Genomic DNA, 15,553 nt, shown 5'->3' with positions numbered 1-15,553 from the left:
GCCCGGCTCGGGCCGGTCGGCCCAGCCGAAGGTCTCGGCCCCGCGCCGCAGGCAGTCGGCCAGGGGCGGGGGCGGGGGCGCATCGCCCGTGTCGGCCGCCGCCGCGGCCGCCACCGGCCAGTCGCCGAAGGCCAGCCGCCGGGTGGTGCCGCCGTGCCCGTCGTCCAGCGTCTGGGCGTCGAGGCCGGGCTGGCGCGCGCGGTCGAACCCGTCCGAGACCATCGCATACCAGCTTTCGGTCCCCACCCCCGTCTCGCCCGCAGCAGCCACGATCAGCCAGCTTTCCGCCCGCGTCAGCGCGACATACAGGAGCCGCCGCCGCTCTTCCTCGGACCGGCGCGCGTCGCGGTCGATCCACCCGCGCACGTCCTCGGTCTGCATGGGTTTCGCCGCCCGCCAGTGCGCGGGCGGGCCGCTGTCGGGCAGGATCGTCGGCGGGGTCTGGCCGGGGCCGCCGCGCCTGGCGGTCTCGGGCAGGATCACCACCGGGCTTTCCAACCCCTTGGCCCCGTGCACCGTCATCACCCGGATCACCCCCTCGCCCTCGGACGCGCTGTCGGGCTGGCGGCGCAGCTCGGCCTCGTCATCGGCAAGCCACGCAAGGAACCCGGTCAGCGAGGGCGCCTCGGTCGTCTCGTAGGTCAGGGCCTGCGCCATCAGCGCGTCGATCCCGTCCTCGGCCTCGGGGCCGAGCCGGCCGATCAGCCGCGCCCGCCCGCGGTGCCGGATCAGCAGCCGCGAGATCAGGTCATGGGGGCGCATGAAGTCGGCGTGGCGCTGCAGATCCTCGAGGATCGCCATCGCCTCGCGGTGCGGCGAGGCCCTGAGCGCCGCGATCAGCAGCCCCTTGCGCGGCGCGGCGAGGCGGTAGAGCGCGTCCTCGCTGAGCCCGAAGAGGGGCGAGCGCAGCGCGGCGGCCAGCGACAGGTCGTCCTCGGGCAGCGCGAGGACCGAGAGCACCGCCCGGATGTCGCGCACCGCCAGCTCGGCCCCCAGCCGCAGCCGGTCGGCCCCGGCCACCGGCAGCTCGGCCTTCTTCAACGCCCGGATCAGGTGGTGGAACAGCCCCTTGCGGCGCTGCACGAGGATCAGGATGTCGCCCGGCCTGATCGGCCGCGGCTCGTCCTTGCCGCGCGGCAGGATGGGCGTGCCGATCATCGCCTTGGCGGCCGCCGCCACCCGCTCGGCCAGCACGGTCGCCGCGGCGTTGGGCGCGGGCTGGTCCACCGGCTCGTGCCACGGGCCCGGCTCGGGCTTCTGCGGCTCGGGCACCGGCGCCCACAGGTCCACCCGCCCCGGCATCCGGTCGCGGAAGGCGATGTGGTGCGGCGGCAACTCGCCCAGCCCCTCGCCCGCAGGCCCCTCGAACACCGCGTCGGTCAGCGCGAGGATCGCCGGGGACGAGCGGAACGAGTGCAGCAGCGCCGCGTCCTGCATCGGCTGGCCGGCGGCGTCGAAGGCGGCCTTGAACTGGCGGCGGCGGTCCTCGAAGACCGCGATGTCGGCGCCCTGGAAGGAGAAGATCGACTGCTTCGGGTCGCCCACCACGAACAGCGTGCGCGGCCGGTCGTGGGCGCCCTCGCCGGCGGTGAACTCGGTCGTCAGCCGCTCGATCACCCGCCATTGCGCGGGCGAGGTGTCCTGTGCCTCGTCCACGAGGATGTGGTCGATCCCGCCGTCCAGCCGGAACAGCACCCACTGCGCCATCGCCGCATCCTCGAGCAGGCGCGCGGTCCGCAGGATCAGGTCGTCGAAGTCGAGCCACCCGCCGGCCCGCCGCGCCGCCGCGTAGCGGGCGCAGAAGGCGTGGCCGAAGCGCTGCAACGCCAGCGTGCGGGTGGCGTGGGCGAGCGCCAACCGCCGGGGCCGGGTCGCCTCGACCCGCGACATCAGCTCCTCGATCTGGTCCACGAACGGCGCGCAGGGGCCGCTGCGCAGCGCCTTGGTGGGCCAGCCGCCGAGCTTGGCGGAAAACGGCGCCTTGGCGCTTTCGCCGTTGAGCAGCACCCGCTCCAGCACCTCGAGCGCGCCGAGGTCGGGCTGCGCCCAGTCGGCGCCGCGCAGGTGGGCGGCGGATTTCTGGTCGTTCGCGCTGCTCGCCTCGAGCAGCGGGATCAGCGCCGGGATCAGCGTCGCCTCGCGCCCGTCGAGGCAGCCGGCGAGCAGCGCCGCCTCGTCGAACCCGGGCGGCAGGCCGCAGCCGGCCCACAGCGTGTCGGCGCAGGGCGCGGCGTCGTGGTCGCGCAGCGTGGCGAGGAACCCGTCCAGCCGGTCCTCGGTCAGCAGCGACATCAGGTCCGCCATCTCGGGCGCGCCCTCGCGGGCCATGGCCTCGATCACCTCGGCGCGCAGGTTCGCTGCGGTGCGCTCGTCCAGCTCGGCGAAGCCGTGCGGCACCCCGGCCTCGAGCGGAAAGCGCCGCAGGACGCCGGCGCAGAAGCTGTGGATGGTCTGAACCTTGAGGCCGCCCGGCGCCTCGATCGCCTGCGCAAACAGCCGCCGCGCGGCGGCGAGGTCGGCCGCGGGGCCCACCCCCATTGCCGCAAGCTGCTTGGTAAGGGTGGCGTCGTCCAGCATTGCCCACTCGCCCAGCCGGCCGAGCAGGCGGTTCTGCATCTCGGTCGCGGCGGCCTTGGTGTAGGTCAGGCACAGGATGCGCTCAGGCGGGGTGCCGTCCAGCAGCAGCCGCGCCACCCGGTCGGTCAGCACGCTGGTCTTGCCCGAGCCGGCGTTGGCGGTCAGCCAGGTGGAGCGCTCGGGGTCCGCGGCCCGGTGCTGGTTGCGGGTGGCGTCATCGGGGACTTTGGCGGGTTCGGAAGGGGTTTCCGAATCCGGCGTGTCGCCCTGATCCGGCGTCTGCTCACCGTCCTCGCGCTTGCGCTTGCGCTTGCCCGGTTCGGTCGGGTCCTCCGGGGGTGTCGGATCAGTCACGGCCCACCTCGATCACCGTTGCGGGGTCGGCGTCGGACCACTCGCCATAGCGGCTCAGGTGGTCGTAATCCGAGCCATCGGTCGTCCGCTCCATCGCCCGCCGGGCCGCGAAGCCGTGCGCGCCCGACAGATAGGCGCCGATCAGCGTCACGAAATCGTCCCACGTCCCGGTCAGGTCGTCGCCCCAGCCGAGCGAGGTCGTCTCGCCCTTGCCGCCCAGCCGGATGTAGCGCAGGTCCGCCACCTCGAGCGGCTCGCCCCCGATCGCCCCGCGCTCGGCCATCGCCGCCTCGAGCGGCAGTTGCTTGTCGAACGCCTTGACCTGTCTCGCGGTCGGCGGCGTGCCCGACTTGTAGTCGTAGATCACCACCCGCCCGTCGTTCAGCCGGTCGATCCGGTCGGGGCGGGCGGTCAGCGTGAAGCCGGTCCCCGCCAGCGGCAGCCGGTGCCCGGTCTCGACCACCATCGGCGCGCCTTCGGCCAGCCGTTCGGCCTCGGCCCGGGCCAGCGCCGGGGCGATCCCGGCGATGCGGGCGCGCCAGAACATCCGCACCGCCGGCCAGGGCACCTGCGCCGCCAGCACCTCGTCGGCCGCAGCGAGCAGCCGCGCGGCTAGGAACTCGGGGCTGTCGCCCGCGGCCGGGGCCGGGGTCAGGAAGCGGCGGATGATGTCGTGCAGCACGTTGCCGCGCTCGGCTGCGTCGGGCAGCGGCCTGAGCGGGTCGAGCGCGCGCAGCCGCAGCACCCGGGCCGCGTAGATCGCATAGGGGTCGCGGATCAGCCGCGAGACGGCGGTGACCGAAAGTTCGCGCAGCGCCGGGGCGGGCGGGCGCGGCGCGGGGCGGGGGGCGGCCGGGGCCTGATCCGCAGGCCCGGGCACCGCCAGCGCCGCAGCATGGGCCAGCCAGACATCGCCCCGCGCCCGCATCGCCTTGAGCGCCGCCTTGCCGTCCTGCGCGGGCAGCCCGGCCACGAGGTTCACAAGCCGGTTCAGCCAGCGGGCCGGGATCGTCTCGGCCTCGTCGCTGCGCCGGGCGCGGGTCAGCATCACCTCGGGCCCCGCCACCGCGATCTGGAAATCATGCGCCGACAGACCGATCCGCCGCTCGGGCAGCGGCAGCCCCGCCTGCCGCCGCATCGGCCGGCTGAGCCACGGATCGGGGTCGAGCGCCTGCGGCCAGCCGCCCTCGTTCAGCCCGCCGAGAATCACCAGCCCGCCCGGCTGGGCGCCGACCTCGGTCCGGGCCTCGCGCGGGCCGCGGATGCGGACCAGCGGGTGCGAGTCGGCGTCGGCGCGCACCGCCTGCGCCTGCAGCTCCTGCACCAGCAGCTCGGCAAAGTCGCGGGCCGAGCTTTCGGGGCCGCGCGGGGCGTGGGCGGCGATGTGGTCGAGGACGGCGCGCGCCTTGTCGCCCGCCCGCTCGGCATAGAGCGCCGAGGCCTCCGCCTCGCCCCCGGCGCCTGCGGCCCACAGCTCGGCCAGCCGGCGGTGGCGGGCGGCGCGATCGGCCAGCGGCAGCGGGCCGGGGTCGGCGATCAGCGGCAGGGTCGCGTCGATCAGCGCCGCGACCCCCTCGGCCCAGGCCGCGCGCCCGGGGGCGGGGCGGCCCCGGCGCGAGGCCGCGCCGGCCCGGCGCAGCGCCGCGGCGTCGGGGAAGGGGGGGCCGTTGCGGCGGAGGAACAGCTCGAGTTCCCGGGTGTGCAGCAGATGCGCCCGCCGCGCCCGCCGCCGCGCGGTGGCGCTGTCGCCCTGTCCGGTCGCGGTCAGCGGATGCTTGAGCAGCACCAGCAGCGGCGCGATCTCGAAGGGCGCGAGCGGCAGTTCGGCGATGTGGCGCAGGAACAGCCCCGCCGCGGTCAGCGGCAGCGGCGCCCCGGCGCTGTCGTCGGGGCGGATGCCCCAGCGGTCCAGTTGCGCCGTCACCCGCCGGGTCAGGTTGCGGTCGGCGGCGATCAGCGTGACCGGGCGGGCGTCCTCGATCGTGGCGCGGATCAGCGCGGCGATGGCCGCGGCCTCGGCGGCGGGCTGGTCGGCCTCGATCAGCCCCAGCCCTTCGGTCGCCGCCAGCAGCGGCCCGAGCGAGGGCCCCTCGGCGATCCAGCGGTCGGTCACCGGCGCCGGGCGCAGCGCTAGGCTGACGAGGCGGTTGCGCGCCGGCGCCGGCGGCGCGGCATCGGTCCAGGGCTGCGGCGGCCCCAGCGCCTCGGTCAGCGCGGCCAGCCGGGCCTGCGGGTGGTCCTCGTCCCCCGCGGCGAGGCGCGCCAGCAGCTCGGGCGGCGTGTGGGCGTCGTGGCCGGGCAGGATCACGGCGCCCTCGGGCAGATGCGCCACCGCCTCCATGAACAGCCGCGTGGCCCCGTGCGAGCCGGTCGAGCCTGCGACGATCACCGGCCCCGCGGGCAGGTTCCGGCCCGCGGCCCAGTCGTCGGCCAGCGCCCGCGCGGCCCGGTACTGCAGCGCCTCGCGGTCGGGGGCGTCGTCGCCCAGATGGAACCCCGCGGCGATCCGCAGGAAGGCCAGCGCCCGCTGCCAATGCGCCGCATGGGCGCCCGCGTCGATCGTCTCGAGCGCCTCGGGCCCCAGCCCCTCGGCCTGCATCTCGGCCATCAGCCCGGCGAGCGAGCGGGTCAGCGCCGGCACCGACTGGCCCCAGTCCTGCGCCGCCGTGCCGCCCGCCGCCAGCGCCGCCGCGACCAGCCGCGACAGCTCGAGCCGGCGGGCGAGCGGCGCCTCGGGCGAAGGCAACCCGGCGCCGGTCCCGAGTTCCGCGATGAGCCGCAGGCGCGGCAGAAGGGCGGGGCCGCCGCGGTGGAAGGCCGCCTCGATGGCGCGCAGCGTCTGGCCCGAGTTGCAGTGGATGGTGACCGAGGCCATCGCCTCGGGCGGGCGGTCCGCCATGCGGTCGCGCAGGCCGCGCACGACCTCGCCCGCGAAGTCCACGCCGGGGGGCAGGGCGTAGAGGCCGCGCATCAGGTGCGCCCCTCACGCATCGCCTCGGCCAGCATCCCCTCGGCCAGCGGGATGCAGTCCGGCCGCCCGACGTCGCACCAGTCGCCGGGGTGAATGAGCCCGAAGGCGCCGCCCGCCGCGATCATCGCGTCCCAGATGAGGTTGAGCGAGAACACCTCGGCCTCGACCCCCGCCAACCGGTCGGTGGCGATGACCTGCGCCCCGCCATAGACGAGCGGCCCGCCGCGGCGGAGGCGCCCGTCGGCGTCGAGCGAGAAGTCGCCCGGGCCGACCCGCCCGCGGGTGCGCTGGGCGGGGACGAGCATCAGCAGCGCCTCCATCCGGTCCCCGTCCCAGCCGGCGCGCAGCGCGGCCAGCGGGTTCGGGCCGCGCCAGATGACGTCGGGGTTCATGGTCAGCACCGGCCCCGGCCCCAGCCGCGGCAGCGCATGGCGCAGCCCGCCGCCGGTCTCTCGCAGAAGGTCGGCCTCGTCCGAGATCACGATGCCCGGCCGCCGGGCGAGGTGGCGGGCGATCTGCTCGCCGAGGTGATGGGTGTTGACCACCACCCGCGACACCCCCGCGTCAGCGGCGAGGTCCAGCGCGTGGTCGATCAGCGCCCGCCCGGCGACCGGAATCAGCGGCTTCGGCGTGTGGTCGGTCAGCGGCGCCATCCGCGTGCCCTTGCCGGCGGCGAACAGCATCAGCGTGGTCGGCGCCTCGGACGCGCGGCCGGTGCGGGCGCGCAGCGCGGCGATGACCTCGGGCGTGGGCGCGGGCACGCCGGCCACCGCCTCGGCCAGCGGCGCCAGCGCCGGGTGGGCGAGGTCGCCCGTCACCGCCGCCCAGACCCGCGGCATCAGGTCGAGGTAGCGCGGCTTGCCGTCGCGCAGCGCCAGCCGGGCGAAGATCCCCATGATCCGCAGCCCCCGCGCCGCGCCCATCAGCGCATAGGCGGCGCGGAAGCGGTCCGGGGCTTGCCCGGTCGCGGCGAGGTAACGGTCGATCTGCCGCGCCTCGGTCGCGGGCGGGATGTCGCGGCGCGCGTCCTGCAGGGCCGAGACGAGCTCATAGGCCGGGTGCGTCGCCACCGCGTCCTGAAAGTCGAGCAGCCCCAGCGGCCCGTCGCCCCGCCAGACGAGGTTCTCGGCGTGGAAATCCCGCAGCGAGACGACCGGCTTTGTCTGGGCGGCCAGCCGGTCCCACAGCGCGGCGATGGCGGCGCCCGCCTCGGCCCCTGCGCCGGGGGCGCCGGCGGCAGGGGCGTACCACTCGGCCAGAAGCCCGACCTGCCCCGCCAGCGCCGCGCCGTCGAGCGGGGCCACGAAGTTGGGCGGGGCGTGGCGGTGCAGGTCCACGATCAGGTCGGTGACGCGGTCATAGAGCGCCTCGGCCGCCCCGGGGTCGCGGTCGAGCACCCGGGCAAGCAGGTCGTCGCCCAGATCCTCGAGCAGCGCGAAGCCCTGCGCCGGGTCGGCGGCCAGCACCGCCGGGGCGGCAAAGCCCCGGTCGCGCAGCCAGTCGGTCATCTGAAGATAGCGCGGCAGTTGCCCGCCGGGGTCGTCCATCAGGACCGCGGTGCCCTCGGGCGCGGCAAGCCGCGCATAGCTGCGGGCCGAGGCGTCCCCGGCCAGCGTCGCCACCCGCGCCTCGGCCCAGCCGGCGGCGTGGACGAACCGCGCCGCCGCCGCAAGGCGCGCCACCCAACCCCAGCGCGCAGGATCGCCGCTCAGCGTGATGCGGCGCAGGTCGGGGTCGGTGGCGGGCTCGGTTGCGGAGAGCGCGACGCGCAGCGCGCCGGCGGGCGGGGCGCCCATCCGCTCGGGCCACTCGATCAGCGTGATCGCCTCGGGCATCGCGTCCTCGAGCCCCAGCTCGAACAGCTCGGCGGGATCGGTCAGGCGGTAGAGGTCGGCGTGCCAGAGCTCGATGCCGCCCGCGTCGAGGTAGGTCTGGACGAGGGTGAAGGTCGGGCTCGGCACATCCTCGGCCGCGTCGCCCTGTCGGGCGCGGATCAGGGCGCGGGCGAAATGGGTCTTGCCCACCCCCACCGCCCCGTCGAGCAGCAGCGTGTCGCCCGGCGCCAGCCGCGGCGCGAGCATCCGCGCAAGGCCGGCGGTCAGGGCCGCGTCGGCGGCCTCGATCGTGGCGAGAGGGGCGGGAGGGCTGGTCATCGCCGCGACCCTAGCGGCACGGCGCGGCCGGTGGAAGGGCGGGGCGGACGGGGGCGGGGTGGCGGCTCGGGGGGCGTGGAGCCTCCCGGTGTTGCGCGGCGGGCGCCCGCCGCAGGATGGTGCAGCGGCGACGGGGGGCCGACCGACCCAGCGAGGCGGTCTCCCCTTCGCGACCGAGCGCCGTGCTGGGACAGGCTTATTGGCGCGATCCCTCGCGCGTGAGGCCGTCCAAACCCCATCATTTCCACGGCGGGACGGCCCCCCTCACCGCCCCCCGAGCGCCGCCCCCAGCGCGGCGGCGGCGGCGGCGATGGTGGGGCCGAGGGCCTCGATGCGGCGTGCGTCCAGCCGCAGCGACGGGCCGGCGAGCGTGAGCGCCGCGACCGGGTCGCCCAGGCCCGCGAAGACCGGCGCCGCGACCGCCGACTGGCCCGGCACGGACTCGTCGCGCTCGGACAGCCAGCCGGCGTGGCGCAGGGTGGCGAGGTCGGCGGTGAGCGCGCCCTGATCGGTCAGGCTCTGCGGGGTCAGCGCCGGCAGGGGGCCGGCGCCCAGCAGCGCCTCGACCCGGGCGAGCGGCAGATGCGCGATCAGCGCCTTGCCCGCGGCGCTGGCGTGCAGGAGCAGGCGGGTGCCGGGGGCCAGCACCACCCGCAGCGTGGCGGGGCCGGCGGCCTCGGCCACGACCAGCGCCGCGTCGGCGTCGGGGACGGCAAGCGCCGCGGTCTCGCCGCTTTCGGCCGCCAGCCGGGCGAGCGCCGGGCGGGCGCGCTCGGCCAGCCCGCCGCGGCGCAGGAAGGCCGCCCCCAGCCGCACCGCGCCCGGCCCGATCGACCAGCCCTGCGTCGCCGGGTCGGCCTCGACCAGCCGCCGCGCGGCCAGCGCGCCCAGCAGCCGGTGCGTGGTCGAGGGCGCGAGCCCGAGCTGGCGGGCGATGTCCGAGAGCGGCAGCCCGTCGCGGGCCGCCAGCGCGTCGAGGATCGCCAGCGCCCGGTCCACCACGGCCGAGCCGCCCGCGGGCTCCTCGGCCGGCGTCTTGCGCGGGCGGCCGGTGCGGGCCGGCGGCTTGGCCGCAGGGGTCGAGGGGGTGTCGTCGGACGGCGGGGGCACGGGGCGGCGGGGGTCGGTCATGGCGCGGGCAGGCTGGCGCAATCCCGGGCAGGGCGCAATCCGCATGGTGGAAAGCCGCGCGATTTGGCTTGGCGCAGCCGATCCGCCAGCGCAGCCTCGGCCCGAGCGGCCGCAGAGCCGTGAACCGAGGGAGACCGATGACCGACCTGACCCATTCCCGTGGCACGCTCGACCCTGTCGAGGCCGTGCCGCCCGCCCCGCGGCTCTTTGCGCTGGGGCTTCAGCACGTGCTGGTGATGTATGCGGGCGCCATCGCCGTGCCGCTGATCGTCGGCCGGGCGCTGAAGCTTTCGCCCGAGGACGTGGCGTTCCTGATCTCGGCCGACCTGTTCGTCTGCGGCATCGCCTCTATCATCCAGTCGATGGGCGCGGGCGCGTGGCTCGGCGTGCGGCTGCCGGTGATGATGGGCGTGACCTTCGCCGCGGTCGGGCCGATGGTCGCCATCGCCAACGAGACCCCGGGCGAGATCGGCGCGCGGGCGCTTTTCGGCGCGGTGATCGGGGCGGGGATCGTGGCGGTGCTGCTGGCGCCGCTGGTCAGCCGGATGCTGCGGTTCTTCCCGCCGGTCGTGACCGGGACGGTGATCCTGACCATCGGGATCAGCCTGATGCCGATCGGGATCAACTGGATCTTCGGCCTGCAGCAGGGGCCGACGGCGCCGAAGCTCGTCGATCCGGCGATGCAGGCGTGGCTGGATGCGCAGGTCGCCGCGGGCGGCGTGCCGCTTGGGACGAAGATCGCGGCCAGCGTGCCGAACCCGCTTTACGCCGCGCCCCGCAACTTCCTGATCGCCGGGGTGGTGCTGGCCACGATCCTGCTGATCGCCCGCTTCGGGCGCGGCTTCCTGTCGAACATCGCGGTGCTGATCGGGATCGTGGTGGGCGGGCTCCTCGCCGCGTCGATGGGGATGATGCATTTCGAGAAGGTCGCGGCGGCCGCCTGGTTCGCGCCGATCCGGCCCTTCCACTTCGGGATGCCGACCTTCGACCCGGTGATGATCCTGACCATGACGCTGGTGATGATCGTGGTGATGATCGAATCGACGGGGATGTTCCTCGCGCTCGGTGACATGGTGGGCCACCGGATCAGCCAGCCGCGGCTGGCGGCGGGGCTGCGGGCGGACGGCGTCGGCACGATCCTCGGCGGGGTGTTCAACACCTTCCCCTACACCTCGTTCTCGCAGAACGTGGGGCTGGTGGGCGTGACCGGCGTGCGCTCGCGCTTCGTCTGCGTGGCGGGCGGGGCGATCATGATCGTGCTTGGGCTGATCCCCAAGATGGGCGCGCTGGTCGAGGCGCTGCCGACGGTGGTGTTGGGCGGGGCCGGGCTGGTGATGTTCGGGATGGTCGCCGCGACCGGCGTGCGCATCCTCAGCCGCGTCGATTTCACCGCCAACCGGCACAACCTGTTCATCGTCGCCATCGCCATCGGCATGGGGATGATCCCGATGATCGCCGGCGACTTCGACCAGTGGCTGCCGCGCGGGACCCGGGTGCTGACCCACTCGGGCATCCTGCTGGCCGCCGTGTCGGCCGTGCTGCTGAACTGGTTCTTCAACGGCGCGAAGCCGGTGGACGAGGATGAGCTGCGCCGCGCCGGCGCCGCCGCCGACAGCCACTGAGCTGACCGGGGGCCGCCGTCAGGGCTGCCCCTCAGACCACCCCCGCCAGCCGCAGCGCCATCCCGGCCGCCGCGCACAGGGCCAGCACCGGCACCACCCCCCAGCGCAGCCCGAAGACCAGCACCAGCGCCACCCCTGACAGCGCCGCGGCCCACGGGTCGAGCCGACCGCCCGGCATGACGAAGTGCCAGCCGAACCACAGTGCGAGGTTGAGGATCACCCCCACCACCGCCGCCGTGATGGCGCCGAGCGCCGCGGCGAGGCCGGGGTTGTGGCGCAGCCGCTCGATATGCGGGGCGCCGAGGAAGATGAAGGCAAAGCAGGGCGCGAACGTTACCCAGGTCGTCAGCAGCCCGCCCAGCACCCCGGCGCCGACGCTGCCCCCCGTCTCGCGCCAGGCGGCGAGGAAGCCCACGAACTGCGTCACCATGATGAGCGGCCCGGGCGTCGTTTCGGCGAGCCCCAGTCCGTCGAGCATCTCGCCCGGCGTGACCCAGCCGTAGCGGGCCGAGGCCTCTTGCGCGACCCAGGCGAGGACCGCGTAGGCGCCGCCGAAGGTCAGCAGCGCGAGCTTGGCGAAGAACGCCGCGATCTCGGCCCAGACGCTGCCCGGCAGCGCGAGCCAAAGCGCCGCGACCGGGACAAGCCACAGCACCAGCGCCACCATCCCCGCGCGGGTCGCCCCCGCCCCGGCGGGCGGCGCGGCCTCGTCCAGCACGGTGCCGGCGTCGGCGATGGTGCCCGCGGCCCCGTGCCCGGGCCCGGCGAGCCCCGCAATGCCCATCCGGCTGCCCGCCCAGCCGGCCAGCGCCGCGCCGAGGATGATGAGCGGGAAAGGCGCCCCCAGCCCCGCGATGGCAGCGAAGGCCACGGCCGCGAGGACCAGCCGCGCGGGCGAGGTCAGCGCCTTGGTCCCGATCCGCACCACCGCCTGCACCACGACCGCCAGCACCGCCGCCTTGAGGCCGAAGAACAGCCCCGCGACGAGGCCGGTCCCGCCCCACAGCACATAGATGACCGACAGCGCCATGATCGAGACCGCGCCGGGCAGGATGAACAGCCCCCCCGCCACCAGCGCGCCGCGCACCCCGTGCATCAGCCAGCCGACATAGGTGGCGAGCTGCATCGCCTCGGGGCCGGGCAGCATCATGCAGAAGTTGAGCGCGTGCAGGAACCGCCCGTCCCCGAGCCAGCGCCGCTCGTCGACGAGGATGCGGTGCATGACCGCGATCTGCCCCGCCGGGCCGCCGAATGACAGCGCGGCGATCCGCGCCCAGACCCGCGTGGCCTCGGCGAGGGTGGGGTGCGGCGGGGTCGGGGCGGGGGTCTGCGAGGGGGTCATGGCGGGTCCGGGCATCTGCGCTGAGGGGTGTGTACCACGCGCATGACGCCCGCGCGACAGCCGCGTGCGCGGCGGCGGGGTGACGTTGGGGGCGGGGTATGCGGATGCGTGCGGGTGGAGCGCGGCTGCTGGGAGTCGATTGGACAGGGCCGCGCCACGCCCATCTGAGAGGCAGTAAACGAGCCCACCCCTCCCGCCCACAGTTGCCCGTCTGTTTGGCAGGCAAAGGGTGAGGGACGCGCCCGTGCCCGCAGGGGTCGGAGCCGCGGTGGCTATCCGATCAACGACAGCCCGCAACCGGGCGGCTGCGAGGGAGCGCCCCCGGGGAGGGGGCAGCTCCGCTCATTGTGCTAGGAAATCTCGACGGGGGAGTCTCGACCGGCAACCGGACCTCGGCAGAAGCCCGTCTCGCTATGAAAGACGGGTTGGGCTCTCCATCGAGGTCTGGTCGGCCGCGCCTAGCAGCGCCAAGACGCCGGCCATCCGCGCGGCGCTCACCGCCCGCTCGTCAGCCCCCCGCGCCTCACCCGGCGCAGAGCGCCTGCCGCGCCTCGGCGTATTCCGCGGCCAGCCGGTCCACCAGCGCTCCCGCGGGCGTCACCTCGTGGATCGCGCCGATGCCCTGGCCCGAGCCCCAGATCTGGCTCCACGCCTTGGCCTTCGCCGCGCCCTTGCCGAAGTCCATCGCCGAGGCGTCGGCCGAGCCGAGCGCGTCGGGGTCCATCCCCGCGGCCCGGATCGAGGGCTTCAGGTAGTTGCCGTGAATCCCGGTGAAGAGCGAGGAATAGACGATGTCCTCCGCCCCCGAATCGACGATCATCTGCTTGTAGGCGGCGTCGGCGTTGGCCTCGGCCGTGGCGATGAAGGGGCTGCCGATATAGGCGAGGTCCGCCCCCATCGCCTGTGCCGCGAGGATCGCGCGGCCGGTGGCGATGGCGCCGGACAGCAGCAGCGGCCCGTCGAAGAAGGACCGGATCTCCTGGATCAGGGCGAAGGGCGACAGGCCGCCGGCGTGCCCGCCCGCGCCCGCCGCCACCGCGATCAGGCCGTCGGCGCCCTTCTCCAGCGCCTTGCGGGCAAAGGTGGGGGTGATGACGTCGTGCAGGGTGATCCCGCCGCAGTCATGGGCGGCGGCGTTCACCTCGGGGCGGGCGCCGAGCGAGGTGATCCAGATCGGCACCTTGTGGCGGTGGCAGATCTCGATGTCGCGCTCGAGCCGGGCGTTCGAGCGGTGGACGATCTGGTTGACCGCAAAGGGCGCCGCCGGTCGGTCGGGGTTGGCCTGGTTGTGGCGGTCGAGTTCTTCCTCGATCCGGGTCAGCCAGGCGTCGAGCAGCGGCGGCTCGCCGTCCTTCTCACGCGCGTTGAGCGCCGGGAAGCTGCCGACGATCCCGGCCTTGCACTGGGCGATGACGAGGTCCGGCCCCGAGACGATGAACATCGGCGAGGCGATGGCGGGGACGCGCAGGTTCGACAGGATCGGCGGCAGCATGGGGTTCCTCCACGAATGTGGCGCGATGTTGCGGGGGCCGCGCGGCGGTGCAAGCCCGCCGCTGCGTCACCCCTCTCGCCCCCGCTCAGTAGGGCAGGGGGTGGGCGCGGTGGAAGCGGTCGATGGCGGCCAGCGCGTCGTCGTCGAGCGTCACCCCCAGCCCGGCTATCAGGTGGTCGAGCTGCGCCGGGGTAGTGGCCCCGATGATCGGGATGGCCGGGAACGGCCGCTGGCGGACGAACGCCACCGCGGCGTGGATCGGGTCGAGCCCGAGCTCGCGGGCCATCTCGACCCAGGCGTCGGCGGCGGTGAGCCCGCGTTCGGTCATCCGCCCGCCAAGGTTGCCCGGTCCGCCCTCGCGCTTGTCGGTCGCGGCGCGCGAGCGCTCGGGGATCGTCCCGCCCGCGTATTTCCCGGTCAAAAGCCCGGCGGCGAGCGGCGAATAGGCCAGCAGCGTCACGTCCTCTTTCTGCCCGACCTCGGCCATGTCGGTGTCATACATCCGGTAGAGCGGCCCGTATTCGTTCTGCACCGACACCACCCGCGGCCCGCCGGTGCGCTGGGCGGCGCCCAGCCACGCCATCGTGCCCCAGGCGGATTCGTTCGACAGGCCAAAGCCCCGCACCTTGCCCGCCGCCACGACCTTGGCGAGTTCGGTCAGGATGGCGTCCATGTGATCCTCGACCCGCGCCTTCGAGCTGCCGCGCGGATCGAAGGTCCAGTTCTGCCGGAAGGCATAGCCGCCGCGCTTCGGCCAGTGCAGCTGGTAGAGGTCGATGCGGTCGGTCCCCAGCCGCTTGAGCGAGCCGTCCACCGCGTCGGCGATGTTGTCCGGCTCGAACCCCTTGCCGCCGCGGGAATGGCCGCCGTTCGGGCCGCTGATCTTGCTGGCGATCTGCACCCGGTCGCGGGCGCCGGGGCGGGCCGAGAGCCACGCGCCGATCACCTCCTCTGTGCGGCCGTAGAAGGCGGCCTGCGGGGGGACGGGATACATCTCGGCGGTGTCGAAGAAGCTGATGCCGGCGTCGAGCGCGCGGTCCATCTGGGCGAAGGCGTCGTCCCGGCCCGTGTCGCGCCCGAATGTCATCGTCCCGAGGCAGACGTCGCTCACCTCGATCGTGCCCAGTTTCCGCCTGTCCATCCAAGACCCCCGTTTCGCTCAAGGTGGCGACCCTGCCAGCGGGCCGGTCCGGGCGCAAGCGCGCCTCAGCCGCCCGAGCCGGGGAAACTCGCGTCGAACTGGCGGTCCTCGGTGTCCTCGGCGTGGACGGTAACGGGTGCGCCGTCGGGGGTGTAGCCGAGGCGGAACACGGGGTTTTCCGAGATCGAGATGCCGCCCTCCATCTCCATCAGCAGCGCGTCGCCCTGCCGCAGGGTGACGCCGCGGACGAACTCGGCCGGGATGTCGAGCAGGGTGAGCTGGTCGCGTTGCAGGCCCGAGAAGTTGGGGTGCCGGATCATCAGCTGGCCCATGGCGCGGTCGCCTGCGGGCTCGGACGTCCAGCGCATCGCGCCGATGTCCTTGCGCGCGTCCTCGCCCGACCGGCCCGCGGGGGCCGCGCAGCCGCCCGACGCCTTGACGAAGCGCCCGGCCATGACCTGCCGCCCGTCCGCGAGCGTGGCGATGGCGCGCACGTCGGAATAGGCGTTGACCCTCACCCGCACCTAGAGGTCGAGGGGGGCGGTCGCGGGGCCGAGGGTGAATTCGGCCGCGACCGGGGCCGGGTTCTCGTCGATGACCAGCGCCAGGCGGGTGATTGCGGGCGCCCCTGGCGGCTGGGTGATCCGAATCGGCACCAGCGCCGGATTGTCGGCGCGCATCGGCGCGTCGAGGTCGAGCACGGCGGGATCGACCGGCGGCTCGGTCTCGGTGCCGATCACCGCCAGCCGCATCTCGTCCCAGGCTGGCGA

The 15,553-nt window shown here is 74.9% G+C and carries 8 protein-coding genes and 1 pseudogene; 1 reads left to right on the top strand and 8 read right to left on the bottom strand.

All coding sequences use genetic code 11. From position 1 onward, the window contains the following. The 4 genes from addA to ACFHYO_RS00815 form a co-directional block, all read right to left on the bottom strand. The coding region (addA, locus tag ACFHYO_RS00830) for a double-strand break repair helicase AddA (RefSeq protein WP_394317649.1) at window positions 1–2,931 on the bottom strand (2,931 nt) is incomplete at its 3' end. After that, window positions 2,924–5,902 carry a double-strand break repair protein AddB gene (gene addB, locus ACFHYO_RS00825; RefSeq protein ID WP_394317647.1) on the bottom strand — a complete coding sequence of 993 codons (2,979 nt, stop codon included), beginning with the start codon at window positions 5,900–5,902 and terminating at the stop codon, window positions 2,924–2,926. The genes addA and addB, both read right to left, overlap by 8 nt. Continuing rightward, complete coding sequence (gene tsaE, locus ACFHYO_RS00820; RefSeq protein WP_394317645.1) at window positions 5,902–8,055, bottom strand: tRNA (adenosine(37)-N6)-threonylcarbamoyltransferase complex ATPase subunit type 1 TsaE; 2,154 nt, start codon at window positions 8,053–8,055, stop codon at window positions 5,902–5,904. The genes addB and tsaE overlap by 1 nt, the downstream gene beginning before the upstream one ends. 264 nt (window positions 8,056–8,319) lie before the next feature. Beyond that, complete coding sequence (locus ACFHYO_RS00815; protein WP_394317643.1) at window positions 8,320–9,186, bottom strand: IclR family transcriptional regulator; 867 nt, start codon at window positions 9,184–9,186, stop codon at window positions 8,320–8,322. A 137-nt stretch (window positions 9,187–9,323) separates the two neighbouring features. Here ACFHYO_RS00815 and ACFHYO_RS00810 point away from each other — a divergent pair, with 137 nt between their 5' ends. Then, entirely contained in the window at window positions 9,324–10,808 is a 1,485-nt protein-coding gene (locus ACFHYO_RS00810; RefSeq protein WP_036705713.1) for a nucleobase:cation symporter-2 family protein, read from the top strand. Window positions 10,809–10,839: 31 nt separating this feature from the next. Here ACFHYO_RS00810 and chrA read toward each other — a convergent pair whose 3' ends face one another. The 4 genes and pseudogenes from chrA to ACFHYO_RS00790 all read right to left on the bottom strand — a co-directional run bounded on the left by chrA (window position 10,840) and on the right by ACFHYO_RS00790 (window position 15,535). Beyond that, complete coding sequence (chrA, locus tag ACFHYO_RS00805) at window positions 10,840–12,150, bottom strand: chromate efflux transporter (protein WP_394317641.1); 1,311 nt, start codon at window positions 12,148–12,150, stop codon at window positions 10,840–10,842. A 523-nt stretch (window positions 12,151–12,673) separates the two neighbouring features. Continuing rightward, entirely contained in the window at window positions 12,674–13,642 is a 969-nt protein-coding gene (locus ACFHYO_RS00800; RefSeq protein ID WP_036711834.1) for an NAD(P)H-dependent flavin oxidoreductase, read from the bottom strand. Between the two features lie 85 nt (window positions 13,643–13,727). Further along, the gene (locus ACFHYO_RS00795) at window positions 13,728–14,783 is read right to left on the bottom strand and encodes an aldo/keto reductase (protein WP_394317639.1); all 1,056 of its coding nucleotides are present in this window, start codon (window positions 14,781–14,783) and stop codon (window positions 13,728–13,730) included. 65 nt (window positions 14,784–14,848) lie between these two features. Then, window positions 14,849–15,535 (bottom strand): annotated as a pseudogene (locus tag ACFHYO_RS00790) (quinoprotein dehydrogenase-associated SoxYZ-like carrier). Window positions 15,536–15,553 lie beyond the last annotated feature (18 nt).

The organism is Paracoccus panacisoli (genome assembly GCF_042435015.1).
Lineage (GTDB): Bacteria > Pseudomonadota > Alphaproteobacteria > Rhodobacterales > Rhodobacteraceae > Paracoccus > Paracoccus panacisoli.
The sequence above is the reverse complement of the archived record's forward strand: the minus strand, read 5'-3'. Positions and strand labels throughout refer to the sequence as shown.

Bases quoted from the DNA above. Each gene is read 5' to 3' on its own strand.
- addB (WP_394317647.1), bottom strand. From the start codon at position 5,902: ATGCGCGGCCTCTACGCCCTGCCCCCCGGCGTGGACTTCGCGGGCGAG.
- tsaE (WP_394317645.1), bottom strand. From the start codon at position 8,055: ATGACCAGCCCTCCCGCCCCTCTCGCCACGATCGAGGCCGCCGACGCG.
- ACFHYO_RS00815 (WP_394317643.1), bottom strand. From the start codon at position 9,186: ATGACCGACCCCCGCCGCCCCGTGCCCCCGCCGTCCGACGACACCCCC.
- ACFHYO_RS00810 (WP_036705713.1), top strand. From the start codon at position 9,324: ATGACCGACCTGACCCATTCCCGTGGCACGCTCGACCCTGTCGAGGCC.
- chrA (WP_394317641.1), bottom strand. From the start codon at position 12,150: ATGACCCCCTCGCAGACCCCCGCCCCGACCCCGCCGCACCCCACCCTC.
- ACFHYO_RS00800 (WP_036711834.1), bottom strand. From the start codon at position 13,642: ATGCTGCCGCCGATCCTGTCGAACCTGCGCGTCCCCGCCATCGCCTCG.
- ACFHYO_RS00795 (WP_394317639.1), bottom strand. From the start codon at position 14,783: ATGGACAGGCGGAAACTGGGCACGATCGAGGTGAGCGACGTCTGCCTC.